Source organism: Parasphingomonas puruogangriensis, from assembly GCF_036663635.1.
GTDB lineage: Bacteria > Pseudomonadota > Alphaproteobacteria > Sphingomonadales > Sphingomonadaceae > Sphingomonas.
In genome coordinates this window covers 223,552-246,230 of the sequence record NZ_JAXOJI010000003.1, presented here as the reverse complement: position 1 = coordinate 246,230, position 22,679 = coordinate 223,552, and the positions used below count along the sequence as shown (strand labels likewise).

At 66.2% G+C, this 22,679-nt stretch carries 27 protein-coding genes; 6 read left to right on the top strand and 21 right to left on the bottom strand.

Annotated features, from left to right (window positions below; genetic code table 11):
• Positions 1–14 precede the first annotated feature (14 nt).
• From tilS to U1739_RS09825, 13 genes are all read right to left on the bottom strand, one after another.
• Positions 15–1,154: a tRNA lysidine(34) synthetase TilS gene (tilS, locus tag U1739_RS09885; protein ID WP_332707328.1), complete on the bottom strand. Its 1,140-nt coding sequence runs from the start codon at positions 1,152–1,154 to the stop codon at positions 15–17.
• Positions 1,155–1,189: 35 nt separating this feature from the next.
• Positions 1,190–2,158 carry a tetratricopeptide repeat protein gene (locus tag U1739_RS09880; protein WP_332707325.1) on the bottom strand — a complete coding sequence of 323 codons (969 nt, stop codon included), beginning with the start codon at positions 2,156–2,158 and terminating at the stop codon, positions 1,190–1,192.
• Positions 2,159–2,217: 59 nt separating this feature from the next.
• A complete protein-coding gene (locus tag U1739_RS09875; protein ID WP_332707322.1) occupies positions 2,218–3,207 on the bottom strand; it encodes a helix-turn-helix domain-containing protein in 990 nt (329 codons plus the stop codon).
• Positions 3,208–3,321: 114 nt separating this feature from the next.
• Positions 3,322–5,592, bottom strand: a complete 2,271-nt coding sequence (gene ptsP / locus U1739_RS09870; protein WP_332707319.1) for a phosphoenolpyruvate--protein phosphotransferase — start codon at positions 5,590–5,592, stop codon at positions 3,322–3,324.
• Between the two features lie 85 nt (positions 5,593–5,677).
• Positions 5,678–6,703, bottom strand: a complete 1,026-nt coding sequence (gene ruvB / locus U1739_RS09865) for a Holliday junction branch migration DNA helicase RuvB (RefSeq protein ID WP_332707316.1) — start codon at positions 6,701–6,703, stop codon at positions 5,678–5,680.
• Complete coding sequence (locus U1739_RS09860) at positions 6,696–7,019, bottom strand: type II toxin-antitoxin system RelE/ParE family toxin (RefSeq protein WP_332707313.1); 324 nt, start codon at positions 7,017–7,019, stop codon at positions 6,696–6,698. Before U1739_RS09860 ends, ruvB begins: the two co-directional genes overlap by 8 nt.
• Positions 6,994–7,245, bottom strand: coding sequence for a ribbon-helix-helix domain-containing protein (locus tag U1739_RS09855; RefSeq protein ID WP_332707311.1), 252 nt, complete (start codon positions 7,243–7,245; stop codon positions 6,994–6,996). The genes U1739_RS09860 and U1739_RS09855 overlap by 26 nt, the downstream gene beginning before the upstream one ends.
• Positions 7,246–7,288: 43 nt before the next feature.
• The gene (gene ruvA, locus U1739_RS09850) at positions 7,289–7,879 is read right to left on the bottom strand and encodes a Holliday junction branch migration protein RuvA (protein WP_332707308.1); all 591 of its coding nucleotides are present in this window, start codon (positions 7,877–7,879) and stop codon (positions 7,289–7,291) included.
• A gap of 132 nt (positions 7,880–8,011) precedes the next feature.
• Positions 8,012–8,497: a crossover junction endodeoxyribonuclease RuvC gene (gene ruvC, locus U1739_RS09845; protein ID WP_332707305.1), complete on the bottom strand. Its 486-nt coding sequence runs from the start codon at positions 8,495–8,497 to the stop codon at positions 8,012–8,014.
• Positions 8,498–8,648: 151 nt separating this feature from the next.
• Positions 8,649–9,392, bottom strand: a complete 744-nt coding sequence (locus U1739_RS09840) for a YebC/PmpR family DNA-binding transcriptional regulator (RefSeq protein ID WP_332707302.1) — start codon at positions 9,390–9,392, stop codon at positions 8,649–8,651.
• A 27-nt stretch (positions 9,393–9,419) separates the two neighbouring features.
• The gene (locus tag U1739_RS09835; RefSeq protein WP_260597666.1) at positions 9,420–9,659 is read right to left on the bottom strand and encodes a DUF2312 domain-containing protein; all 240 of its coding nucleotides are present in this window, start codon (positions 9,657–9,659) and stop codon (positions 9,420–9,422) included.
• 60 nt (positions 9,660–9,719) lie between these two features.
• A complete protein-coding gene (locus U1739_RS09830) occupies positions 9,720–11,039 on the bottom strand; it encodes a metal-dependent hydrolase family protein (RefSeq protein WP_332707299.1) in 1,320 nt (439 codons plus the stop codon).
• Positions 11,040–11,228: 189 nt separating this feature from the next.
• Positions 11,229–11,525, bottom strand: a complete 297-nt coding sequence (locus U1739_RS09825) for a DUF1244 domain-containing protein (RefSeq protein WP_332707956.1) — start codon at positions 11,523–11,525, stop codon at positions 11,229–11,231.
• A 70-nt stretch (positions 11,526–11,595) separates the two neighbouring features.
• Between U1739_RS09825 and pyk the strand changes: the two genes are divergently transcribed.
• The gene (gene pyk / locus U1739_RS09820) at positions 11,596–13,053 is read left to right on the top strand and encodes a pyruvate kinase (protein ID WP_332707296.1); all 1,458 of its coding nucleotides are present in this window, start codon (positions 11,596–11,598) and stop codon (positions 13,051–13,053) included.
• Here the strand turns inward: pyk and U1739_RS09815 are convergent.
• The 4 genes from U1739_RS09815 to ykgO are packed head-to-tail and all read right to left on the bottom strand — an operon-like array spanning position 13,050 to position 14,514.
• Complete coding sequence (locus U1739_RS09815) at positions 13,050–13,439, bottom strand: type II toxin-antitoxin system VapC family toxin (RefSeq protein ID WP_332707293.1); 390 nt, start codon at positions 13,437–13,439, stop codon at positions 13,050–13,052. The two genes, pyk and U1739_RS09815, sit on opposite strands and share 4 nt — an antisense overlap.
• Entirely contained in the window at positions 13,436–13,729 is a 294-nt protein-coding gene (locus U1739_RS09810; RefSeq protein ID WP_332707290.1) for a type II toxin-antitoxin system Phd/YefM family antitoxin, read from the bottom strand. The genes U1739_RS09815 and U1739_RS09810 overlap by 4 nt, the downstream gene beginning before the upstream one ends.
• Positions 13,730–13,774: 45 nt before the next feature.
• Positions 13,775–14,386: an HAD family hydrolase gene (locus U1739_RS09805; RefSeq protein ID WP_332707287.1), complete on the bottom strand. Its 612-nt coding sequence runs from the start codon at positions 14,384–14,386 to the stop codon at positions 13,775–13,777.
• Positions 14,387–14,388: 2 nt separating this feature from the next.
• Entirely contained in the window at positions 14,389–14,514 is a 126-nt protein-coding gene (gene ykgO, locus U1739_RS09800; protein WP_003046794.1) for a type B 50S ribosomal protein L36, read from the bottom strand.
• A 154-nt stretch (positions 14,515–14,668) separates the two neighbouring features.
• On the opposite strand from ykgO, the gene U1739_RS09795 reads away from it, so the two are divergent.
• The 5 genes from U1739_RS09795 (at position 14,669) to U1739_RS09775 (ending at position 18,852) form a co-directional block, all read left to right on the top strand.
• Positions 14,669–15,289, top strand: a complete 621-nt coding sequence (locus U1739_RS09795) for a DUF4136 domain-containing protein (RefSeq protein WP_332707284.1) — start codon at positions 14,669–14,671, stop codon at positions 15,287–15,289.
• Entirely contained in the window at positions 15,286–16,404 is a 1,119-nt protein-coding gene (locus U1739_RS09790) for a M14 family metallopeptidase (RefSeq protein ID WP_332707281.1), read from the top strand. The genes U1739_RS09795 and U1739_RS09790 overlap by 4 nt, the downstream gene beginning before the upstream one ends.
• A gap of 96 nt (positions 16,405–16,500) precedes the next feature.
• Entirely contained in the window at positions 16,501–17,187 is a 687-nt protein-coding gene (gene gpmA / locus U1739_RS09785; RefSeq protein ID WP_332707278.1) for a 2,3-diphosphoglycerate-dependent phosphoglycerate mutase, read from the top strand.
• A 115-nt stretch (positions 17,188–17,302) separates the two neighbouring features.
• Positions 17,303–17,785, top strand: coding sequence for a 5-(carboxyamino)imidazole ribonucleotide mutase (purE, locus tag U1739_RS09780; RefSeq protein ID WP_332707275.1), 483 nt, complete (start codon positions 17,303–17,305; stop codon positions 17,783–17,785).
• The gene (locus U1739_RS09775; protein WP_332707272.1) at positions 17,782–18,852 is read left to right on the top strand and encodes a 5-(carboxyamino)imidazole ribonucleotide synthase; all 1,071 of its coding nucleotides are present in this window, start codon (positions 17,782–17,784) and stop codon (positions 18,850–18,852) included. The genes purE and U1739_RS09775 overlap by 4 nt, the downstream gene beginning before the upstream one ends.
• A 41-nt stretch (positions 18,853–18,893) precedes the next feature.
• Here the strand turns inward: U1739_RS09775 and hslU are convergent, their stop codons facing one another.
• The 4 genes from hslU to glk all read right to left on the bottom strand — a co-directional run bounded on the left by hslU (position 18,894) and on the right by glk (position 22,574).
• A complete protein-coding gene (gene hslU / locus U1739_RS09770) occupies positions 18,894–20,189 on the bottom strand; it encodes an ATP-dependent protease ATPase subunit HslU (protein ID WP_332707269.1) in 1,296 nt (431 codons plus the stop codon).
• Positions 20,190–20,291: 102 nt separating this feature from the next.
• Positions 20,292–20,843, bottom strand: coding sequence for an ATP-dependent protease subunit HslV (gene hslV, locus U1739_RS09765; protein ID WP_332707265.1), 552 nt, complete (start codon positions 20,841–20,843; stop codon positions 20,292–20,294).
• Positions 20,844–20,976: 133 nt separating this feature from the next.
• Positions 20,977–21,390 (bottom strand): holin family protein, encoded by a 414-nt coding sequence (locus U1739_RS09760; RefSeq protein WP_332707262.1) that lies wholly within the window; start codon positions 21,388–21,390, stop codon positions 20,977–20,979.
• A 215-nt stretch (positions 21,391–21,605) separates the two neighbouring features.
• Positions 21,606–22,574, bottom strand: a complete 969-nt coding sequence (gene glk, locus U1739_RS09755) for a glucokinase (RefSeq protein ID WP_332707259.1) — start codon at positions 22,572–22,574, stop codon at positions 21,606–21,608.
• Positions 22,575–22,679: the final 105 nt, after the last annotated feature.

Genomic DNA, 22,679 nt, shown 5'->3' with positions numbered 1-22,679 from the left:
CGAGATTGCGCCCGCTAGCCCGTCCGGCGCGGCGGCGCGGCGCGAAAATGCCAGATTTTGTCTTTGGCCGAGGCCATCACGCCGGCCTGGGTGGCTCCACTGCCGGCGTCCAATGCATCAAGCAACGCCTCGACATTGGCGGCGTCGCTCCAAAAGGGCGCATTAATATTTTGGGTCAGGCGGACGCGCCCGATTGCCGCACGGGCGAGCCGGCGGCGCACTTCGCGCGGCAGGCCAGTGACGTCGATCGCCATATTACCCGGCTCGGCAGGCTGGAGCCGCGTATCGAGCAGCCAGGCTTCGAGCGCGCGCAGATCGGCGTCCGCGTCCGCGAGATAACCGGCGGCCCGGGCGAGCTGGGCGGCATTGAGCAATGGCGTGTCGTTGAGCAAGGCGCGGAAGCGGGTGCGGTCGTAGCGTTCGCTGGTGTTGCTGGGATCGTCGACGAAGGGAAGCGCCGCCGCTTCGGCAAGTGCGCGCAACTCTGCCCCGCGCCAAGCGAGCAACGGGCGGAGCAGGGTAAGCGTGTCGCTAAGCGGACGGCACGGTCGGATGCCGGCAAGGCCCGCGAGACCCGAGCCGCGTGCGGCGCGCATTAGGAAGGTTTCCGCCTGATCATCGGCGTGATGCGCGGTGGCGAGGATCGTGGCGCCTTGGGCGGCCGCCCATTCGGTCAATAGGGCGTAGCGCGCGGTGCGCGCGGTGGCTTGGAGGTTGGTGGTGGCGAGCCGGGTGGCGGGGGTTAGCGTGGTGTGGGGGATGGCTTCCAGGTCCTTCCCACCCACAGAGCCCCACCCCGGCGAAAGCCGGGGTCCAGTCGGAAAAGTTGCCGTTGGCGAGTGCTGCGCGTCGTTACCATCGTCTCCCGACTGGGCCCCGGCCTTCGCCGGGGTGGTCGGGAGGGAAGAATTTTGGTCTAATGTCGCGCAATACCCCGCGACCATTGCCGCCTCGTCCGCCGCCTCCGCGCGCAATCCGTGATCCACCGTCGCGGCAATCACCTGCCCCGGCCAGGCGCTTGCCGCCAGCGCCAGCAAGGCCATGCTGTCCGGCCCGCCCGAAACGGCGATCGCAATCACCTCACCCGCGGCAACCTCACGCCCGAGCGCCGTCGCCCAATCGCGGCGAAACCGCTGGGCGGCATCGTCCGGCATCCGCACCCGCTGGCCTCAGGCCGCAACGTGCGGCGTCACTTGGTGCATTTCTGCGCCGTCCGCCCCTTGGCGACGCCGGCCTTCATCGGTTCGGACAATTTGTCCGGATAGACGTCGGTTAGCTCGTCATAGACTTTGCAGATCTCGCTCGACGGCTTCTTCAGCACGGTCAGGGCCTGCGCCAGATAATAGAGGCTTTCATGCGCGCGGTCGCCCTTCGGGTTGGCGCGGTAATTGTCGTAGAAAGCGAGCACCGCCAGGTTGGGCTTGCCCTCGTCAAGCAAGGACCGGCCGAGCATGTTCTGTGCGCGACTAACGCGGCGATGCTGGGGATAGGTCTTGACCAGCGCCTTGAACTGCGTCTCCGCCTCGGGATACAATTTCGCCTCCCACAGTCGGTAGCCGTAATTGTACGTGTCCTCGCCGGCATCGTCGGTCGACGGCTTCTCGATCGCGGCGACGCGCTGCGCCCGTGCCGGATCGCGGCCGGTGGCGACCACCGGCGGGGTGGCGCCGCCGGAGCCCGGCCGCGTCGTCGCGGGGCGCGGCGTCGGCCGGGCGATCGGCGCCGGCTCGTCCGCATCGTCGCTGGCGATGGGCGGACGCGGGCCGGTCGAAGCGGTCGTGTCCTCCAGCGCCTTGAGCCGGGCATCGGTGCTGCGTTTATAAGCGGCGAACCCCTCTTCCACCTGACGCAGCTTGAACTGGTTCTGCTCGACCTGGCCGGTGATCGTGCGAAGCTGCGATTCGAGCGCATCGACGCGCGCGGTCAGATCGGTCACCGCGCTGTCGGAGGGGCTGCCGATATCGCTGACCGCATCGGTGCCGGTGATTTCGGGCTGGACCAGTTTGCCGCCGGCGCTGGGAAACACCTTGCGCTGCACCGCGCGCATCTGCCCCTCGAGTCGATCGACACGCACCTCGACGCCGGATTGCGCCGCCAACGGACCAGCCAGGCCCGCAGTGCCGAGCAACAACGTCGCGATCGTCAGAAATTTACGCATGACGCCCCCCGGTGCAAATGAACGATACTCTAAGTGACATGGCCATCCTGTCGCCAGCCTTAAGGCGTCGGCGCCGACGTCGGCGCGGGTGCAGGCGCGCTGACGCCGGGCGGCGGCGTGACGGCCGCGGACGCGTCGGGCGTGTTCTGGCGCTGTGCCGTACGACGCTCGCTTTGGGGCCGGGCGGCCGGAGCGCGGAACGCCGGCGGCACACCCTCGCCCGAGCGCGTACCGGGCGAACCTGCGGCGGGCGCGGTCGGCGCCGGAGCGGGCGCCGTACCACTGCTGCGGCCGGTCAGCGCAGCCGCACTGACGCCGACATCATTGATCGCCAGGCGGCCGTCGCCCAGCGCCGGCACGGCGGAACCGTTGAGCGTCACCTGCAACTTGTCGGGACGGCCAACATTGATCATCGGGCCATTGGCGTCGCTCGGCACTTCATAGCGTTCGCCCGGCTTCAGCGTGTTTTGGAACAGCGTCTTGCCGGCCGCGTCATAGACCCGCATCCACACTTCGTCGGTCGCGGTCAGCACGACCTGGCCGGTGGTCGGCGCAGGCACGATCGTCTGCTCGACCGGGGCCTGCGGCGCGATCTCGTTTGCGGTGACCGCCGCCGCCGTGCCGTCATCGCCGCGGAACAAGCTGGTGCCGTACCACAATGCGACCGCGACCAGCAGCAATGCGACGACGATCAGGCTGCCGACCAGCACGCCGCCGCTCGGCGTGCGCTTGGGATCGTCGATCTCATAGGCCTCGTAATTGGTGCGCTGCACCGTCTGATCGCTGGCGGCGCGCACGTCGCGCGCGATTGCCACTTCGTCCGCGCCCACCGCACGGGCATAGGCCTTGGCAAAGCCGACCGCATAGGTGACCGAGGGCAGGCCGGAATAATTGTCCGCTTCGATCGCTTCCAGCTGGCGCAGCGGCACGCGGGTCCGCGCGGCGATCTCGGCCAGCGACACGCCTTGCGCCTCGCGCGCCTCGCGCAGCCGCTCCCCCACCGATTTGGGAAACAGCGTGGCGTCGTCGGCCGGGACGGGATCGGTCATGAAGCTCTCCGGCAGGAAGGGTACGACCCGTTATTGGTCCTGCGTCTCTTGGCCGCTCGTGTCTCAAAGGGGGACCGTGCTGTCAACGCCCCGACTGAGCGGCGCATCACGCGATCAGGCCAGTTCGACGCCATTGTCTGCCGCCCAGCCGGTCAGCGCCGCGCGCATGTCGCGCGGAGGATCCTTGAGCAGACCCGCCATATAGCTCATCAGCGCGGCGCGATCGAGCGAGCGCACCATCGCCTTGATCGGGCCGACCGCCGCCGGGGTGATCGACAAGCGCTCGATCCCGAGCCCGATCAGCGCCATCGCCTCCAGCGGCCGCCCGCCCATTTCGCCGCACACGGCGAGCGGCTTGCCGGCCACGCGCACCGGCGCCTCGACCCGCGCGAGGAAGCGCAAGATCGCCGGGCTCAGCCAATCATAACGCTCGGCGAGCTTGGGATTGGCGCGATCGGCGGCGAACAGGAATTGCGTCAGATCGTTCGTGCCGATCGACAGGAAATCGAGCCGCGGCAACAACACGTCGAGCATCTCGGCCAGGGCTGGCACTTCGAGCATCGCGCCATAGCGGATTTCGTTGGGCAATCTCTTGCCGCGCGCGCGCATCCAATCGCGCTGCGACTCGAACAAGGCCTGCGCCTCGTCAAACTCCCACGGTTCGGAGACCATCGGGAACATCACGTTGAGCGAGCGCCCGGCCGCCGCCTCGAGCAAGGCGCGCGCCTGCACCTTCATCAGCCCGCCGCGATCGAGCGCGAGCCTGAGCGCGCGCCAACCCATGGCGGGATTTTCTTCCTCTTCGTCGTCACGGTTGAGATAGGGCAAGGCCTTGTCGCCGCCGATATCGACCGTGCGGAAGATTACCGGGCGATCGCCAGCGGCATCCAGCACTTCCTTGTACAGCCGCTGCTGCTGCGCCTTGGCTGGTAAAGTCGCGGAGACGAGGAACTGGAATTCGGTGCGGAACAGGCCGATGCCGTCCGCCCCGGTGACGTCGAGCGCGGCGACATCATCGCGCAGGCCGGCATTGACCATCACCGTGACGCGGTGGCCGTCCAAGGTGATCGGCAGTTCGCCCTTGAGCGCGGCGAATACCGCGCGGCGCTTCTGGCGCAGATCGAGCTTGGCCTCGAACGCTTCTTCCATACCCGCCGCCGGCCGCGCCAGCAGATTGCCGGCGGTCACGTCGAGCAGCAGCAGATCGCCTTCGGCGACGGCGCGACGCACGCCCTTGACGCGCCCCAATACCGGCACGCCCATCGCACGCGCGACGATCGTAACGTGCGCGGTAAGCGAGCCTTCCTCGAGCACCACGCCCTTCAGGCGGCGGCGATCATATTCGAGCAGTTCGGCCGGCCCGAGGTTGCGCGCGATCAAGATCGTGTCCTGCCGCAGCCCACCTTGCGCGGCGGTGCCCATCTGGCCCGAAACGATGCGCAGCAGGCGGTTCGACAGATCCTCGAGATCGTGCATCCGATCCGCCAGCAGCGGATCGTCGATCTGGCGCATGCGGGCGCGGGTGCGTTGCTGGACGCGCTCGATCGCCGCTTCCGCGGTCAGCCCGGAATCGATCGCCTCATTGATGCGCCGCGCCCAGCCCTCGTCATAGGCGAACATCTTGTAGGTCTCGAGCACCTCGTCATGCTCGCCACCGGCGCCGAATTCGGCTTGGGATGCGAAGCGCTCGATCTGCTCGCGCATCTTGGCGAACGCGGCATAGACGCGCTGGCGCTCGGCCTCGGTATCGTCGGCCACGGTATGCTCGATCGTCACGCGCGGCTGGTGATAGACGGCATAGCCGCTGGCCATGCCCTCGACGAGCTTGAGACCGGGAATGCGCATCGTCGCGGTGGATTGCGGACGCAGATTGGCCGCCGCGCTGGTATCGACCAGATCGGCATTGGCGATCAGCTCGCTCAACACCATCGCCACGGTCTGCAGCGCCTCGATCTCGACATCGTCATATTTGTGCGGATCGGCATGCTGCACGCACAGCACGCCGACCGACCGCTCGCGGCGAATGATCGGTACGCCGGCAAAGCTGTGGAACTTCTCTTCCCCGGTTTCCGGGCGATAGGCGAAGTCAGGATGGCTGGCGGCTTCGTCGAGATTGAGCGTTTCACCTTGTTCGGCGATCGTCCCGACCAGCCCTTCCCCCAGCGCCAAGGTGGTGACGTGCACCGCCTCCTCGGCCAAGCCGCGCGTGGCGTACAGTTCGAGCACGCCATCGCGCAGCAGATAGATCGAGCAGACCTCGCTCGACATCGCTTCGCCGACGATCCCGACCACGGCATTAAGCTTGGACTGGGCCGGCGTGCGCGACGCCATCACGTCGTGCAGTCGAACCAGGATTTCACGAGCGGAGGCGACGGCGGAGGGCATCGATGAGGGCTAACAGATTGGCGGACGGGGAGCTATTACATAGCCCCAGAAGCAATTCTGTTCCGTCCCAAAGCGGGTTCTTCTCCTAACCATCGAACAAGCCCTCCTGGCTGCCCGCCGGCGGATTGAGCCCGAGATGCTTCCAGCCCTGCGCATTGAGGCAGCGCCCGCGTGCCGTCCGGGCGATCAGGCCGAGCTGGATCAGATAGGGTTCGATCACTTCTTCGACCGTGTCGCGCGGTTCGCTGAGGCCCGCCGCTAGTGTTTCTACCCCGACCGGGCCGCCGCGATAGATATCGGCGATCATCATCAGATAGCGCCGGTCCATCGCGTCGAGGCCGAGCGAATCGACTTCGAGCCGGTTGAGCGCGATGTCCGCTGCCTTAGCGTCGACCAGGTCATGCCCCGCGGCATGCGCGAAATCGCGCACGCGGCGCAGCAAGCGCCCGGCGATGCGTGGCGTGCCGCGCGCGCGGCGGGCGATCTCTTGTGCGCCGTCAGGCGTAATGCCGAGGCCGAGCAGGCCGGCGGCGCGGGTAACCACGCGGACCAGTTCGTCGACGGTGTAGAAATGCAGCCGCACCGGGATGCCGAAACGATCCCGCAGCGGCGTGGTCAGCAGGCCTTGCCGCGTGGTGGCGCCGACCAAGGTGAAGCGCGGCAGATCGATCCGCACCGAGCGCGCCGAGGGCCCCTCCCCGATCATCAGATCGAGCGCGCGATCCTCCATCGCCGGATACAGTACTTCTTCCACGGCGGGTGCGAGGCGGTGGATCTCATCGATGAACAGCACGTCGCCATCCTCGAGATTGGTCAGCAACGCCGCCAGATCGCCCGATTTGGCGATCACCGGGCCGGAGGTGGCGCGGAAGCCGACGCCCATTTCGCGCGCCACGATCTGCGCCAGCGTGGTCTTGCCGAGGCCGGGGGGCCCGAAGAACAGCACATGATCCAGCGCATCGCCGCGCGCCTTGGCGGCGGCGATAAACACGCGCAGATTTTCCCGCGCCGCCTTTTGCCCGACGAAATCGTCGAGGCTCTTGGGGCGCAGCGCCGCATCGACATCGTCGGGCGTGCGCGCGGGAGTGAGGAGGCGGTCAGTGTCAGTCACGATGAGCACTCATGGCACGCGGTACGTCTCTGGCGTGATGCAAAATTCGAACTACCAAAATGCCAGCTTGATCGAGGTGGTAGTAAATGCGGTGCGATCGGTATGCATAGCTGCGCACGCCATCGCCCAAATCACGTTCGGCAATACCGATCAACGGCTGCTCGGCGATGACGTCGAACGCTTCGCGCAACCCCAGCAAATACGCGCGCGCCGTCGCCGCACCGAAGGCCGCTTTGCTGTAAATCGGGATGTCCCGCAGATCGCTCAGCGCCGCCGTAGCGACGCGCGCGCTAGGCACGGAGGTCGGGGTCCTCATCGAGGAGCTCATCGATTACATCCCGGGGGTCGCGATCGATCGCCCCCGAGGCGAACCCCTCATCGATCATCGCCTTGAGCCATTGCCGATCGCCCGCCGCATCCGCCTGATCACGGCGCACCAGATCGCGCAGATAATCCGCGGCGTCGGCATAGCTGCCTTCTGACAAACGCGCATCGACCCAAGTCTGCAAGGCCGGCGGCATGGAGATCGAAAGCTGTGTCATGGCCCAACTATATCCTTTGAGTGTTCTAAGGCCAACGCCCGGGTCACTTGGCGGCCTTGCGCAGCGCCAGCCGCACCAGTGCGTCGAGCGTCGCGCCGCTGCCCAGCTCTTCTTCGGCCGCTGCCACTGCTGCATTGGCTTCGGCGGGCCGAAAGCCGAGGTTGAGCATCGCCGACACTGCGTCGGCGCCGGCGCCACTCGGTGCGGGCAAGCCGGGGGTGCCGATCGAGACGCCGCCGATCTTGTCCTTCAGCTCGCGCACGATGCGTTCGGCGAGCTTGGGGCCGACGCCGTTGGCGCGCGCGACCATGGCCTTGTCCTGCGCGGCGATCGCGCGACTGAGATCGGCGGGTTCGAGCGCGGAGAGGATGGCGAGCGCGACGCGCGCGCCGACGCCCTGAACGCCGGTGAGCAGGCGGAACCAGTCGCGCTCGGCGGCGCTGGCGAAGCCGACCAGGCGGATGAAATCTTCCGCCACCAGCATCTCGGTGTGCAGCATGCACGCTTCGCCGACCGGGCCGATCGCCGACAGAGTGCGCGACGAGGCGCCGACGAGATAACCGACCCCGCCGACATCGATCACCGCATGGTCGATATCGGTCGCGCTGAGGATACCCTTGAGATGCGCGATCATCGGAAGGTTAGGCTAAGGTTAGGCCAAAACGCGTCACTGGCGGGACCGAACTGGCGGCAATTGCCGCGGGGTAAAGGGAATAGACTCACAACCCGGAACCTATCAGGAACATGTGCCTGTAGGAAAGCGAAATCAGGGGAGGCGCCGGGCGCTGGCCATGTGATGCGCGTGGCAGATCGCCACTGCCAGCGCGTCCGCCGCATCGGCGCCGTCGATCTTCACGCCGGGCAGCAGCCGCGCGACCATCGCATGGACCTGCGCCTTTTCCGCCGCGCCGGTGCCGACCACCGCCTTCTTGACCAGCCGCGCGGCATATTCACCGGGCTCGACGCCGTGGCGAGCGATGGCGCACAAAGCAACGCCGCGGGCGTGGGCGAGCTTCAGCGTGGATTGCGGGTTGGTGTTGACGAACACTTCCTCGACCGCGGCGCCATCGGGCGCGTGATCGGCCATCAAGGCGGCGATCATCGTGTCGAGATGCGACAGGCGGCGGGCAAGCGGCGCAGTGGTGTCGGTCTTCAATTTGCCGTTAGCGAGGTGCGACAAGCGGTTGCCGTCGGCGCGGATCAGGCCCCAGCCGGTGGTGCCGAGACCGGGATCGAGACCGAGGATGATCATAACCTGATTCCCCCCCGGTACGGGGAGGTGGCAGCCCGCAGGGCTGACGGAGGGGGTGGGCCGGCAACGTTCCGCTTGGGGAGGTCCCCCTCCACCACTCGGCTGAAGAAGCCGAGCGGTCCCCCTCCCCGTTCCGGGGAGGAGTTAGGGATCAACCCAATTTCTCCATCACTTCGTCGGAGATTTCGTAATTGCCCCACACGGTCTGCACGTCGTCGTCATCGTCGAGCGTATCGAGCAGCTTGAACAGGGTCGCGGCATCGCCTTCGGCGACGTCGACCATGATCTGCGGGCGCCAGGCGAGCTTCGCACCGTCCGGCTCGCCGAGCACCGGGGTCAGCGCCTTGACCACTTCGTGCAGCGATTCGTTCGACGTCCAGATCTCATGGCCGTCCTCGCTCGACGTCACATCGTCCGCGCCCGCCTCGAGCGCCGCTTCGAACACCGCGTCGGCATCGCCCGCACCGACCGGATAGTTGATCAGCCCGAGGCGATCGAAGGCATGGCTGACCGAACCGCCGGCGCCGAGATTACCGCCATTCTTGGCCACCGCGGTGCGCACGTTGGTGGCGGTGCGGTTGCGATTGTCGGTCAGCGCCTCGATGATCAGCGACACGCCGCCGGGGCCGAAGCCTTCGTAGCGGATTTCCTCATAGGTCTCGGCATCGCCGCGGCTCGCCTTGTCGATCGAGCGCTGGATATTGTCCTTGGGCAGCGACGCCGCCTTGGCCGCGTTGACCGCCATGCGCAGCCGCGGGTTCATGTCCGGATCGGGCAGGCCCATCTTCGCCGCGACGGTGATTTCGCGGCTGAGCTTGGAAAAGAGCGACGAACGCTTCTTATCCTGCGCACCCTTGCGGTGCATGATGTTTTTGAATTTTGAATGGCCTGCCATCGTCCGTCTCTATCTATTTCTGCACGTTCAGGCGAGCCCGAGCGCTGCCTTGTAGGTTTCCAACAAGGCCTCGGCCTCGTCGCGGTGGTGCTTTTCCATGCGGCGCAGGCGCACGATCGCACGCATCGTCTTGGTATCGTAGCCGTTCGATTTCGATTCGGCATAGACGTCCTTGATGTCGTCGGCGATGCCCTTCTTCTCTTCTTCCAGGCGCTCGATCCGCTCGATCAGAAGGCGCAGCTGCTCCGCACCGATAACGTCACTCATCATGGTCTCCGAATTTGGTTGGGCAGAGCCTCTAGGCGGTTCGGGGCCTGCGCTCAACCGTCACTTCGACACGGCGACGACACCGCGGTGCATGACGAAATCGACCTGCTCGAGCGCGCGGACATCATCGAGCGGCGAGCGTGCCACGGCGATGATGTCGGCCGTTTTGCCGATCCCGAGCGTGCCGACATCGGTGCGGCCGAGCAGATCGGCGCTGCCCACGGTGGCGGCGCGGATCGCCTGCATCGGGGTCATGCCCGCGGCCACCATCAGCGCGAATTCCTGCGCATTGTCGCCGTGTTTCGACACGCCGGTATCGGTGCCGAAGGCGATCTTGACCCCGGCGGCAATGGCCTTTTTGTGGCTGGCCAGCATCGCCGCGGCGGCCGCTTCGGCCTTCGGAATCGTCGCGGGCGGCAGCGCGCCACTGCGCGCCTGGGCCAGGGCGGCGACCGGTGCCATCTCGGTCATGACGAGATAGGCGCCGGTCCGCTTGAACAAAGCGATCGCTTCGTCATCGAGGAACGTGCCGTGATCGATCGAATCGACCCCCGCGATCAGCGCCGCCTTGCTGCCCTCGGCGGCATGGCTGTGCGCGGCGACCTTGCGGCCCATGGCGTGCGCGGTATCGATGATCGCCTTCATCTCCTCTGGCGTCATGGCGCGGCCCAGCCCGCCGGCGACGTTGGAAAGCACCCCGCCCGTGGCGGCAAACTTGATCACTTTCGCGCCCAACGCGATCTGCGCGCGGACCGCGCGGCGGCAATCGTCCGGACCGTCGCACAGGTTGATCTCGGTCTTGTGGACCGCATCGGCAAAGGTTTCCGCCAGCCCATTGCCACCATCGCCATGCCCGCCAGTGACCGATACCATCTCGCCGGCATTGGTGATCGTCGGGCCTTCGACGTCGCCGGCGTCGATCGCGTCGCGCAAGCTGCGGATGCCGCGTGGATCGCCGCCGAGATCGCGCACCGACGTGAAGCCGGCATCGAGCGTGGTGCGCGCATTGACCACCGCAGTCATCATGTCGTCGAAGCGATCGCGATTGAGCGCATCGAGCCGCGCACGCAGCGGATCGCCACCGATGCCCCACAGATGGACATGCGCGTCGATCAGCCCGGGCAGGACGAATTTGCGCGACAGATCGACCAGCGCGGCGCCAGCCTCGGGGGGCGCGAAGCCGTCGCGGATTTCCGCGACCTTGCCGTCGCGGACGATGATCGTGCTGTTGCCGCGGGGTTTTTCACCCGGGCGATCGAGCAGCGTGCCAGCGTGGATATAGGTGACGATAGGTTTGGCGCCGGTGGTTGCTGGCGCGCTTTGAGCGCTGGCGGCCGTGGTCGGAAGCAGCGCGAGCGCCGCGAGTATGGCGAATTTCATGTGATTGCTCCCCTGTTGGCGACGGGTGTCGCGCGGGCGGGGAAGTGGGTCAAGGGCACCTTCACCGGCGGGCGCTTCCCCGGCGAAGGCCGGGGCCCAGTCGTGGAGCAGAAGTGATCGAGCGGTGCGCGCCGTTACATCGACCTTCGCGACTGGGCCCCGGCCTCCGCCGGGGAACGAAGGAGGAAGTTACGCCGGGTTTTTCTTCATGCTCTCAGCCATCCGCGCGAGCTGCTCGGGCGTCGCTTCGGCCTGGTGCTCGGCCTTCCACTGCGCATAGGGCATGCCGTAAATCACCTCGCGCGCCTCGTCCTTGCTCAGCGACGGTTCGGCTTCCTGCGTCCATTCCGACAGGCAGTTGCGGCAGAAGCCGGCCAGCCCCATCAGATCGATATTCTCGGCATCGTCGCGGTGCCGCAGGTGCAGGACGAGCCGGCGGAACGCCGCAGCGGCGACCTTATCGTCGATCGTGTCGAGCGTGACCATTTTTGCGTCTCCGAGGTTGATCGCGCCGAGATAGGCTTTAGAGCCGGCGCGGCAAGGCGAGGACCAGTTCATGACCAAGGCAATCAGCCCGCGTTCGCGCAAAGTGCGCATCCTCGCGACATTGGGACCGGCAAGTAGCACCCCCGAAATGATCGGCCGCCTGTTCGAAGCCGGCGCCGATGCCTTCCGCGTCAACATGAGCCATGGCGACCAGGAATCGAAGGTCGCGGTGATCCAGGCGATCCGCAGCCTCGAAAAGGTCTATGGCCGGCCGACGACGATCCTGGCCGATCTGCAGGGGCCCAAGCTGCGCGTCGGCAAGTTCGCCGGCGGCAAGGTCGAGCTGGTGACCGGCAGCATGTTCACGCTGGATCGCGACGAGACGCCGGGCGACGCGACGCGGGTGGAACTGCCGCACAAGGAAATCTTCGCCGCGATCGAGCCCAATGCGCGGTTGCTGCTCGACGACGGCAAGCTCGTGCTGCGCGTGACCGACCATGACGCCGACCGGATCGTGACCCGGGTGGAAGTCGGCGGGCCGCTGTCCAACAATAAGGGGCTGAACGTGCCCGACGTAGTGATCCCGATGGCCGCGCTGACGCCGAAGGATCGCAGCGACCTCGCCTTTGCGGTCGATCAGGGGGTCGACTGGATCGCACTCAGCTTCGTGCAGCGGCCGGAAGATCTCGCCGAAGCGCGCACGCTGATCCGCGGCAAGGCGGCGTTGCTCGCCAAGATCGAGAAGCCGTCGGCGATCGAGCGGCTGGAAGAGATTATCGAGCACTGTGACGGCGTGATGGTGGCGCGTGGCGATCTCGGCGTCGAATTGCCGCCCGAGACGGTGCCGCCGCTGCAGAAGCGCATCGTCGAAGTGTCGCGCCGGCTCGGCCGCCCGGTGGTGGTGGCGACGCAGATGCTCGAATCGATGATCGTTTCCCCTTCGCCCACCCGCGCCGAAGTGTCCGACGTGGCCACGGCCATCTATGACGGCGCGGATGCCATCATGCTGTCGGCGGAAAGCGCGGCGGGCGCTTGGCCGATCGAATCGGTGGCGATGATGAATTCGATCGGCAAGTCGGTGGAAAGCGATCCGACGCATGGCGACCGTGTGCACTTCACCATCACGCGAGCCGATCCGACCACCGCCGATGCGCTGGCCGAAGCAGCGAAGAATATCGCAGCGACGGTGGGGGCGAAGGCGATCGTGTGCTTCACGACATCGGGCTCGACCGCGCGGCGCGTGGCGCGCGAACGGCCGGGCGTGCCGCTGATGGTGCTGACTCCGAAGCTGGAGACGGCGCGGCGGCTGGGGCTGCTCTGGGGCACGCATGCGGTGCACACGCGCGATGTCGAATCGTTCGAGGATATGGTCGCCAAATCGAAGCGCATGGTGCTGCGGCACAATCTTGCGGGCCCCGGCGACGTGGTGATCCTGATGGCCGGCGTGCCGTTCCGCACGCCGGGATCGACCAATGTGCTGCACGTCGTGCGCATCATCGGCGACGAACTGAAGGGCCGCGACTCTTAAGCGGAGATCGCCAGCGAGTGATCGAGCAGTACGGAGTCCCGGGTCAGCAGCCTGGCGTCGAGACATTGCGCGTGCACCAGCAACATGATGTCGAACGGATCGTGATGCTCGATCGGCACAGCGAGAACGGCCGAGCAATCCGTACCGGTCAGTGGAGCGAGTTCCACCTCATTTTGCGTGATGAATCGCATCGCCGTGGCGGGATCTAGCAGGTCGCGGCGCTGGGAATTGGCACCGTGCTTGTCCCACTTAATGCGAAATTCCCAGATCGAAACCGACGAGACGACAAGGTCGTTGCGCGACATCAACATGTGTTCCTGCCGCGTTATCTTGTTCGGCTCGGCGACGAGCCGCTGCACGAAATGCGTATCGAGCAGCAGCCTCACCCGTCGGCGAATTTTTTGTCGAGATTGTCGAGATATTCGCCCCAGACTTCACGTGTCCATTCGGGCCCGGTGAACGGAGTCTCCTCGTCCGGTCCACTCTCGAAGCTATCCAGACCAAGTTCCGTTCGGACAAGCGCCGCGCGTTCCCAATCGAACCCGATCTTCTTCGGCGGTGGCCCAAGCTCGGCGATCGTCTTGCCGTTGCGCGTGATCGAAACCTGTTCGCCGCGCTCCGCCGCGTCGAGCACGTGGGCGAAATTGGCGCGGGCTTCGCGGACGGACATCTTCATCGGCCGACTCCAGATTGTGTACGCGTTGTACACAAATCGGCCGGTTCAGGCAAGAATGCCCAGATCGGCCAGATCGCGGCGCAGCGTATCGGCATCGGTGAAGAGCAGCGCGTGCATGCCGACGGCCTTCGCACCGTCGACGTTATCGAGTCGATCGTCGACAAACACTGCCTGCTCCGCCGCCAGCCCGAATCGCTCCAGCGCTAGGCGATAGATCGCTGCGTCCGGCTTGGTCAGCTTTTCATTGCCCGATACCACGATGTCGCGGAAGCGATCGAACACGTCCGCCTCGCGGGCGCGAAACGGCTGCCAGAACTCGCCGGAGAAATTGGTGATCGCATAGAGCGGCACGCCCGCCGCATCGAGATCGGCCACGAGATCGCGCATGCCCGGCATCATGCCCGTAATACTGTCGCCGAAATGCGATCCCCAGCGCGCGATCAGATCGGCATGCTGGGGATATTCTGCGGCCAGCTCGGCCGAGGTTTCGGCGAACGGGCGGCCGGCATCATGCTGGAAATGCCACTCCAGCGTGGTCACATCGCGCAGGAATGCATCGAGCGCCCGATCATCGATCAGGCGCTCGTACAGAACCCTGGGGTTCCACGCATACAGGACGTTACCGACGTCGAAGACGACGGCCAACGGCCGGGGCAAGATCAGCCCTGGCGTGCCTTGAAGCGACGGTTGGTCTTGTTGATCACGTACGTGCGGCCGCGACGACGGATCACGCGGTTGTCGCGATGGCGGTCCTTGAGGGACTTCAGGCTGTTACGAATCTTCATGATCTGAAATCGCTTCTTGATTCTGGTGTTCGGAAATGACGTGTGCGCCTATAGTCGGGGCGACATCAAGTCAACCCGCGTGCCCCACGGATCGTCGCGCGGGATCGAGCGTTTACATCACAGCAACATGATTGCCTGCCGGAGCTTTAAGACGATGAAAATTGCGACACTAGGTTTGGCTTTGGCGGCAGCGACGTTGGCCGGTTGTACCACGACGACGGCCAGCGGTCCCGTCGATGTGACGCGTTTCCATCTCGGCGCACCGCTCGAGCGCGGTTCGGTGACGGTCGAGCCCCTGCCCGGCGGCGCCGGCCCCAGCCTGGAATTCCAGACCTATGCCGATGTGGTGCGTGAGCAGTTGCTGGCATCCGGCTATACCGCGCCGGCGGCCGGCCCGGCGCAGTATCTCGCCGTCGTCAGCTTTGCGCGGACGGCGCGCGAGATCGAGCCGCGCCGCTCGCCGGTATCGATCGGTCTTGGCGGTGGTGGGTTCACCGGCGGCGGTGGACGGCGCGGCGGTGGTGGTGGCGTCGGCCTGGGCGGCGGCATCTCGTTCCCGATCGGCAAGGCCAAGGCGCGCGAAGCGGTTGCCTCCGAACTCGCCGTGCAGATCCGCCGCCGCACCGACGGTACGGTGATCTGGGAAGGCCGCGCGCAGACCGACGCACCAGTGACCGCGCCGGAAGCGCAGGCAAACGTCGCGGCGGGTAAATTGGCCCGTGCGCTGTTCCAGGGGTTTCCGGGAGAATCGGGCCGTTCTATCACGGTGAGATGAGCATCACCGTCAACGCCGCCTTCGACAGCGGCAATATCGACCTCGTTTCCGTCAACGGCGACGTGGTCGACCTCAATATCCGCCGCGACCGGGAATCGGACTTCTACCAGTGGTTCTATTTCCGCGTCGCCGGCGCGGCCGGTCGCAAGCTGACCTTCCGCATCCTAAATGCGGGCGAATCGGCCTATCCGCAGGGCTGGCCCGGCTACAGCACGCGCGCCTCGACCGACCGGATGGCGTGGCGCCAGACGGCCACGCGCTATGCCGACGGCGTGCTCGAATGGGATTGGACGGGCTCCGACGAGCTCGTCTGGTTCGCGTATTTCGCGCCATATACGATGGAGCAGCACGAGGCGCTGGTGGCACGCACGGCAGCGTTGCCCGGCGTGGCGCATCGTGAACTTGGCGTGTCGCTCGACGGGCAGGCGATCGATTGCCTGACCATCGGCAGCGGCCCCAAGCCGGTCTGGCTCTATGCCCGCCAGCATCCCGGCGAATCGATGGCCGAATGGTGGATGGAAGGCGCGCTGGAGCGGCTGACCGACGCGGCCGATCCGATCACCCAGGCGCTGCTGGCCAAGGCGACGTTCCATGTCGTGCCCAACATGAACCCCGACGGCACGCGCCGAGGGCATCTGCGCACCAATGCCGCCGGCGTGAACCTCAACCGCGAGTGGCATGAACCGACCGCAGCGCGCAGCCCCGAAGTGCTGTGCGTGCGTGATGCGATGGATGCGACCGGCGTGGCGTTCGCCATGGACGTTCACGGTGACGAGGCGATCCCAGCCAATTTCTTCGCCGGTTTCGAAGGCATTCCCACCTGGACGGATGAGCTCGGCGCGAAATTCTACGATTACGGCCGTCGGCTGGAAGCGCATACGCGCGATTTCCAAACCGCGCAGGGTTATGGCAAATCGGCGCCGGGCAAGGCCAATCTCACCATGTCGACCAACCAGGTCGCCAATCGCTTCGGCGCGCCGGCCTTCACGCTGGAGATGCCGTTCAAGGATCATGACCTGAACGCGGATGCCGAATTCGGCTGGTCGCCGGAGCGGAGCAAGCAGCTTGCGCATAGCTGCTTGGAAGTGCTCGCCGACGTGATCGATGAAATCTAATCCGTCACCCCAGCGAAAGCTGGGGTCTCGCGGTAACGAAGCGTGCCCCCGCGGCACGAGATCCCAGCCTGCGCTGGGATGACGAAGGAAGAAAATATGCCCACCTTAGTCCTGATCCGCCACGGCCAGTCCAGCTGGAACCTCGAAAACCGCTTCACAGGCTGGTGGGACGTCGATGTGACCGACAAGGGCATCGAGGAAGCGCGCGCCGCCGGGCGGCTGATGGCGGCAAAGGGCCTGGATTTCGACCAGACCTTCACCAGCCTGCAGAGCCGCGCGATCAAGACGCTGAACCTGGCACTCGAGGAAATGGGGCGGTTGTGGCTGCCGGTCGAGAAGGACTGGCGGCTCAACGAACGGCATTATGGCGGACTGACCGGGCTCAACAAGGCCGAGACCGCAGCCAAGCATGGCGATGCGCAGGTGCATATCTGGCGCCGCAGCTTCGACATCCCGCCCCCGCCGCTGGAAGCCGGCAGCCAATACGACCTATCGCAGGACCGCCGCTATGCCGGCATCGCCATTCCCGAAACCGAAAGCCTGAAGGACACAATCGCGCGCGTCCTGCCCTATTGGGAGGGCCGCATCGCACCGGCGCTGAAGGACGGGCAGCGCGTGCTGATCTCGGCGCATGGCAATTCGCTGCGCGCTTTGGTCAAGCATCTGTCGGGCATTCCGGATGACGAGATCACCTCGCTGGAGATCCCGACCGGGCAGCCGATCGTGTACGAGCTGGATGCGGAGCTGAACGCGACGGATCGGTATTATTTGAGCGAGCGGTAGCCCTCGCAAGCTACCGTCACCCCGAACTTGTTCCGGGGTGACGGTCAGGGCGCGCGCCTTGCGAAAGCACGACATCGCCGTTGCCCTCGCCCCCCTGCCCCGCTAACCCCCACGCATGACGCACCCCCTTGTCGGCATCATCATGGGCAGCACTTCCGATTGGGAGACGATGCGGCATGCCGCCGAGGCGCTCGATGCGCTCTCGGTGCCCTACGAAACGCGCGTCGTCTCGGCGCATCGCACGCCGCATCGGCTGTACGATTATGCCGAGCAGGCGGGTGTGCGCGGCCTCAAGGTGATCATCGCCGGCGCTGGTGGCGCAGCGCATCTGCCCGGCATGGCGGCGTCGATGACGCATCTGCCGGTACTTGGCGTGCCGGTGGAAAGCAAGGCGCTGAAGGGCATGGATAGCTTGCTGTCGATCGTGCAGATGCCGGGTGGCATCCCGGTCGGCACGCTGGCGATTGGCCCGGCTGGAGCCAAGAATGCCGGGCTGCTCGCGGCGGCGATTTTGGCGACATCGGACGCCATCCTGGCCGAACGGCTCAAGGCGTGGCGCCAGGCGCAGACCGACAGCGTGGCGAACGATCCGGCATGAAGACGCTGCCACCGGGTTCGACGATCGGTATCCTTGGCGGCGGCCAGCTCGGGCGCATGCTGGCCAGCGCGGCGGCGGAGCTCGGCTATCGCACGCATGTGCTGGCGCCTGACCGGCAGAGCGTCGCGGCGCAGACCGCCTCGAGCCTGACCCGCGCGGATTATCACAACCGCATCGTGCTCAAGGATTTCGCGGCGGCGTGCGACGTGGTGACGTACGAGTTCGAGAATATCGATGTCGTGCCGGTCGAATGGCTGGCGAGCCATGTGCCGGTCTATCCGGGCCCCAAGGCATTGCGCGTGTCGCAGGAGCGGGTGGCCGAGAAACAGTTTGTCGAGGGGCTGGGCGGGCGCCCGGCGCGCTGGGCGGCGGTGAACAGTCGCGAGGAGCTCGAGGCGGGCCTCGCGCATACCGGTACGCCGGCGGTGCTCAAGACCGCGCGGTTCGGCTATGATGGCAAGGGGCAGATGGTGATCGCAACGCCAGCGGACGCAGATGCCGCCTGGGAGGCGATCGGCGGGCCGGCCGTGCTCGAAGCGTTCATCACCTTCGAGCATGAATTTTCCGTGCTGATCGCGCGCCGCGCGGACGGGGAATTGGCCCGTTACCCGGTGCCGCACAACGTGCACGAGGCAGCGATCCTGCGTAGCTCCACCCTCCCCGCACCGGCCGCGGTGCTGGCGCAGGCCGAGGAAGCGACCGCGCTGGCGGTGCGCATCGCCGAGGCGCTCGATTATGTCGGCGTGCTGGCGTGCGAGTTCTTCGTCGGCGCCGACGGGCCGGTGTTCAACGAAATGGCGCCGCGCGTGCACAATTCCGGGCATTGGACGATCGAGGGCGCGGTGACCTCGCAATTCGAGAATCATATCCGCGCGATCTGCGGCTTGCCGCTCGGGGATACCGCGCTGACCGCGCCCGGCGTGGCGATGGACAATCTGATCGGCGAGGATGCCGAGCGCTGGGCGGAGATCCTGGCCGAGGCGGGCGCGCATCTGCACCTGTACGGCAAGGATATCCGCCCCGGGCGCAAGATGGGGCATGTTACGCGTCTGGCGCGTACGCCCTAACCCGCCACCCCGGCCTCGAGCCGGGGTGACGAGGGGGCGGGTTACAGCACGAAGCGGCTCAGATCCGTATTCCGCGCGATGCTCGCCAGCTGCGTCTCGACATAAGCGGCGTCGACCGTCACGGTCTCGCCACCGCGATCCTCGGCGTTGAAGCTGACTTCCTCGAGCAGTTTCTCCATCACCGTCTGCAGCCGGCGCGCGCCGATATTCTCGATCTCGCCATTCACGTCGGCGGCGATCTTGGCCACCGCCGCAATGCCGTCCTCGGTGAAGGTCACCGTGACGCCTTCGGTGCCGATCAACGCGGTATATTGCTGCAACAGGCTGGCCTTGGTGTCGCTGAGGATGGCGACGAAATCGGCCTCGGTCAGCGCCTTGAGCTCGACGCGGATCGGCAGGCGCCCCTGCAGTTCGGGCAGCAGATCGCTGGGCTTGGCGACGTGGAATGCGCCGCTGGCGATGAACAGGATATGGTCGGTCTTCATCGGCCCGTATTTGGTCGCGACGGTCGTGCCCTCGATCAGCGGCAGCAGATCGCGCTGCACGCCTTCACGACTGACCGAACCGCCATGCTGGCCGGATACGGCGATCTTGTCGATCTCGTCGAGGAACACGATGCCGTTGGCTTCGGCATCGGCCAAAGCGGCACGGCTGACCTCTTCCTGGTCGAGCCGCTTATCGGCTTCCTCCTCGACCAATTTCTCCCACGCGGCGGGGACGGTGAGCTTGCGGCGCTTGAGCTGCGGCCCGCCGAACGCCTTGCCCATCATCTCGGACAGGTTGATCATCTGCGGCGCGCCGCCGGGGATCTCGAACGGCATGGCGGGCGGGGCCTCCATTTCGATCTCGATCTCGGTGTCGTTGAGATGCCCGTCGCGCATGCGCTGGCGGAACGCTTCGCGCGTGGCTTCGCTGGCGCCCTTGCCGGTCAGCGCATCGAGCAGGCGGATCATTGCCGCATCCTCGGCCTTGTCCTTGACCGCGACGCGGCGGCGCTCCTTCTCCAGCCGCACGGCTTCCTCGACCAGGTCGCGGGCGATCTGCTCGACGTCGCGGCCGACATAGCCGACCTCGGTGAACTTGGTCGCCTCGACCTTGATGAACGGCGCATCGGCGAGCTTGGCCAGGCGCCGGCTGATCTCGGTCTTGCCGCAGCCAGTGGGCCCGATCATCAGGATGTTCTTGGGGCTGACCTCGTCGCGCAGATCGGCGCCGAGCCGCTGGCGGCGCCAGCGGTTGCGCATCGCGACGGCGACGGCTTTCTTGGCGTCGGTCTGGCCGATGATATGTTCGTCGAGGGCGGCGACAATGGCTTTGGGGGTGAGGGCGTCGTTCATGTTTCTCTTTCGTCACCCCTGCGAAGGCAGGGGCCTATCACTGTTTGGGGAGGTCGCGCCGCTACCGACAGACATGGGCCCCTGCCTTCGCAGGGGTGACGGTCAGGCAGAAGCTTCCAAGCTCTCCACGGTCAGCCGGTCGTTGGTGTAGACGCAGACCTCGGCGGCGATCGCCATGGCCTTGCGACAGATCGTCTCGGCATCCTGCTCGTAATCGACCAAGGCGCGGGCCGCAGCGAGGGCGTAATTGCCGCCCGAGCCGATCGCCGCGACGCCTGCCTCGGGCTCGAGTACATCGCCATTGCCGGTCAGGATCAGCGTCACATCCTTGTCGGCGACGATCATCATCGCTTCCAGGTTGCGGAGATATTTGTCGGTCCGCCAATCCTTGGCCAGCTCGACCGCGGCGCGGAGCAGCTGGCCGTGATGCTGTTCCAGCTTGCGCTCTAAGCGTTCGAACAGGGTGAAGGCATCCGCCGTCGCGCCGGCAAATCCCGCAATGACCGATCCGTCGCCGAGGCGGCGGACCTTCTTGGCGTTGGGCTTCATCACGGTCTGGCCCTGCGTCACCTGGCCGTCGCCGGCGACGACGACGCGTCCATTGCGGCGCACGGAAAGAATGGTCGTGCCGTGCCACGTCAGTTTTTCGCTCATCGGCGAGATATGGGAGCGACCGGGCGGTGGCGCAATCGCCTGCCGGCCCAGCGGCTTTCGAGCAACATTTTCTCACGCGGTTGCCGGCAGCGGGGTCCGCGGGGCGGAAGGTTAGGCTAAGGTTAGGCCTAAATCACTTCTCGACGCCCTTGGCCTTCCCCCAACTGCGCGCGACGGTATAGCCAAGATACCCCGTGCCGAAGAGCGCGTAGAGCGGTTCGGGGATGCCGGCGAGATAGGCGTTCATGCCGGCGGCAATGTCGCGCGCCATGGCTGGGCGGACGGCGGCGATCAGGCCCATCGGGATCGACCATAGCAGCAGCGCATACATCACATAGAGAAAGCTCGGCCGGGCGCGGCTGGTCCAGGTATCGGCGGACTGCGCTGCTGCGACGATCGCCGACATCTGTGCCTTGAGCTGGTCGAGTTCCTGGCTGCCCTGCAAGCGCAGCAATTCCAGCTTGGCCGCGTCGCGCGCCTTGGGATCGGGGATGATCTTGTCGATCAGGGTGGCGATCGGGCCAATGATGTTGTCGAGGATGGTCATGATGCTTCCCTTCCGCACGCCGTACGAATGCGGCGAGTCGCGGAGAGATAACCTATTTGGTTTCTTGTAGGACAGCGCTTTTTTCGCGCTTTCCCGGCGGGGGCCGGGGTCCAGTTGCGAAACAGAAGTTGGCGGGCGCTGCGCTAACCTACCTCCGCCGTGGCGACTGGGCCCCGGCCTCCGCCGGGGAAGCGTGACTGCGAGTGGAGCTCGCCTTAGCGCGCATGCTCTTGCGCGAAAGCGGCGGCGGCGCCGTACAGCCCCGGTTGCGGATGGACGATCAGCTTGACCGGGATCGACGCCATCATCGCCTCGAAGCGGCCCTTGGCGGCAAAGCGCTCGGCAAAGCCGCTGCTGAGGAAATGATCCTTGAGCCGGAGGCCCAGCCCGCCGGCGATCACCACGCCCATCGCGCCATGCGCCAGCGCGAGATCGCCCGCCACCGCGCCGAGCGCCTGGCAGAAGCGATCCAGCGCATCGAGCGCCAGACTGTCGGTGCCGGCCAGCGCCATCGTCCAAATCGCCTTGTCGTCGAGCCGCGGCACGGCCTGGCCACCGATCGACGCCAGTGTTTCGTAAATGCCGACGATGCCGGGGCCGGAAACGATGCGTTCGGCCGAGACGCGGCGGTAGATCGGGCGGAGATGCTGGACAATCGCGTCCTCCAGACGATCGAGCGGCGCGAAATCCATGTGCCCGCCTTCGGTCGGCAGCACATGATAGCCGTGATCGGTGCACAAGACCTGCGCCACACCGAGACCCGTGCCTGGGCCACAGACGGTGATCACGCCGCGGTCCTTGAACGGCACGTCCGGGCCGGCGAGATGCAGGAAATCGCTCGCCGGGGCCTGCGCCACGGCATGGCCGACCGCGCCGAAATCGTTGATCAGGCTGAACTTGTCGACCTCGAGCCGGCTGGGGATCATCGCCGGGCGGATGATCCAGGGATTGTTGGTCAGCTTGATCACCTCGCCGCCAACGGGCGAGGCGACCGCGATCGCCGCGCCCCGCGGCAGCGCGCGACCGGCCTGTGCGCCGAACGCCTGCCAAGCGGATTGCACGCTGGCATATTCGGCGGTTTTCAGCGTAACCGCCTCGCCAAGCGAGACGACGCGGCCGGCCTCCACTTCGGCGATGGCGAAGCGCGCGTGCGTGCCCCCGATATCGACTGCGACGATTTCCACCGGCTTCTCCTCTTGGCGCGGGGAATAGCTGGGCAGCGGGCCAAGGGCTAGCCCATGAGATACCGTCACCCCGGCCTTGAGCCGGGGCCCAGCTTCTGCGGCGAT

What these genes read in the sequence shown, in the direction of transcription:
- tilS (WP_332707328.1), bottom strand. Translation starts at nt 1,154, where the DNA reads ATGCCGGACGATGCCGCCCAGCGGTTTCGCCGCGATTGGGCGACGGCG.
- U1739_RS09880 (WP_332707325.1), bottom strand. Translation starts at nt 2,158, where the DNA reads ATGCGTAAATTTCTGACGATCGCGACGTTGTTGCTCGGCACTGCGGGC.
- U1739_RS09875 (WP_332707322.1), bottom strand. Translation starts at nt 3,207, where the DNA reads ATGACCGATCCCGTCCCGGCCGACGACGCCACGCTGTTTCCCAAATCG.
- ptsP (WP_332707319.1), bottom strand. Translation starts at nt 5,592, where the DNA reads ATGCCCTCCGCCGTCGCCTCCGCTCGTGAAATCCTGGTTCGACTGCAC.
- U1739_RS09860 (WP_332707313.1), bottom strand. Translation starts at nt 7,019, where the DNA reads ATGAGGACCCCGACCTCCGTGCCTAGCGCGCGCGTCGCTACGGCGGCG.
- U1739_RS09855 (WP_332707311.1), bottom strand. Translation starts at nt 7,245, where the DNA reads ATGACACAGCTTTCGATCTCCATGCCGCCGGCCTTGCAGACTTGGGTC.
- ruvA (WP_332707308.1), bottom strand. Translation starts at nt 7,879, where the DNA reads ATGATCGCGCATCTCAAGGGTATCCTCAGCGCGACCGATATCGACCAT.
- ruvC (WP_332707305.1), bottom strand. Translation starts at nt 8,497, where the DNA reads ATGATCATCCTCGGTCTCGATCCCGGTCTCGGCACCACCGGCTGGGGC.
- U1739_RS09840 (WP_332707302.1), bottom strand. Translation starts at nt 9,392, where the DNA reads ATGGCAGGCCATTCAAAATTCAAAAACATCATGCACCGCAAGGGTGCG.
- U1739_RS09835 (WP_260597666.1), bottom strand. Translation starts at nt 9,659, where the DNA reads ATGAGTGACGTTATCGGTGCGGAGCAGCTGCGCCTTCTGATCGAGCGG.
- U1739_RS09830 (WP_332707299.1), bottom strand. Translation starts at nt 11,039, where the DNA reads ATGAAATTCGCCATACTCGCGGCGCTCGCGCTGCTTCCGACCACGGCC.
- U1739_RS09825 (WP_332707956.1), bottom strand. Translation starts at nt 11,525, where the DNA reads ATGGTCACGCTCGACACGATCGACGATAAGGTCGCCGCTGCGGCGTTC.
- pyk (WP_332707296.1), top strand. Translation starts at nt 11,596, where the DNA reads ATGACCAAGGCAATCAGCCCGCGTTCGCGCAAAGTGCGCATCCTCGCG.
- U1739_RS09810 (WP_332707290.1), bottom strand. Translation starts at nt 13,729, where the DNA reads ATGAAGATGTCCGTCCGCGAAGCCCGCGCCAATTTCGCCCACGTGCTC.
- ykgO (WP_003046794.1), bottom strand. Translation starts at nt 14,514, where the DNA reads ATGAAGATTCGTAACAGCCTGAAGTCCCTCAAGGACCGCCATCGCGAC.
- U1739_RS09795 (WP_332707284.1), top strand. Translation starts at nt 14,669, where the DNA reads ATGAAAATTGCGACACTAGGTTTGGCTTTGGCGGCAGCGACGTTGGCC.
- U1739_RS09790 (WP_332707281.1), top strand. Translation starts at nt 15,286, where the DNA reads ATGAGCATCACCGTCAACGCCGCCTTCGACAGCGGCAATATCGACCTC.
- gpmA (WP_332707278.1), top strand. Translation starts at nt 16,501, where the DNA reads ATGCCCACCTTAGTCCTGATCCGCCACGGCCAGTCCAGCTGGAACCTC.
- purE (WP_332707275.1), top strand. Translation starts at nt 17,303, where the DNA reads ATGACGCACCCCCTTGTCGGCATCATCATGGGCAGCACTTCCGATTGG.
- U1739_RS09775 (WP_332707272.1), top strand. Translation starts at nt 17,782, where the DNA reads ATGAAGACGCTGCCACCGGGTTCGACGATCGGTATCCTTGGCGGCGGC.
- hslU (WP_332707269.1), bottom strand. Translation starts at nt 20,189, where the DNA reads ATGAACGACGCCCTCACCCCCAAAGCCATTGTCGCCGCCCTCGACGAA.
- hslV (WP_332707265.1), bottom strand. Translation starts at nt 20,843, where the DNA reads ATGAGCGAAAAACTGACGTGGCACGGCACGACCATTCTTTCCGTGCGC.
- U1739_RS09760 (WP_332707262.1), bottom strand. Translation starts at nt 21,390, where the DNA reads ATGACCATCCTCGACAACATCATTGGCCCGATCGCCACCCTGATCGAC.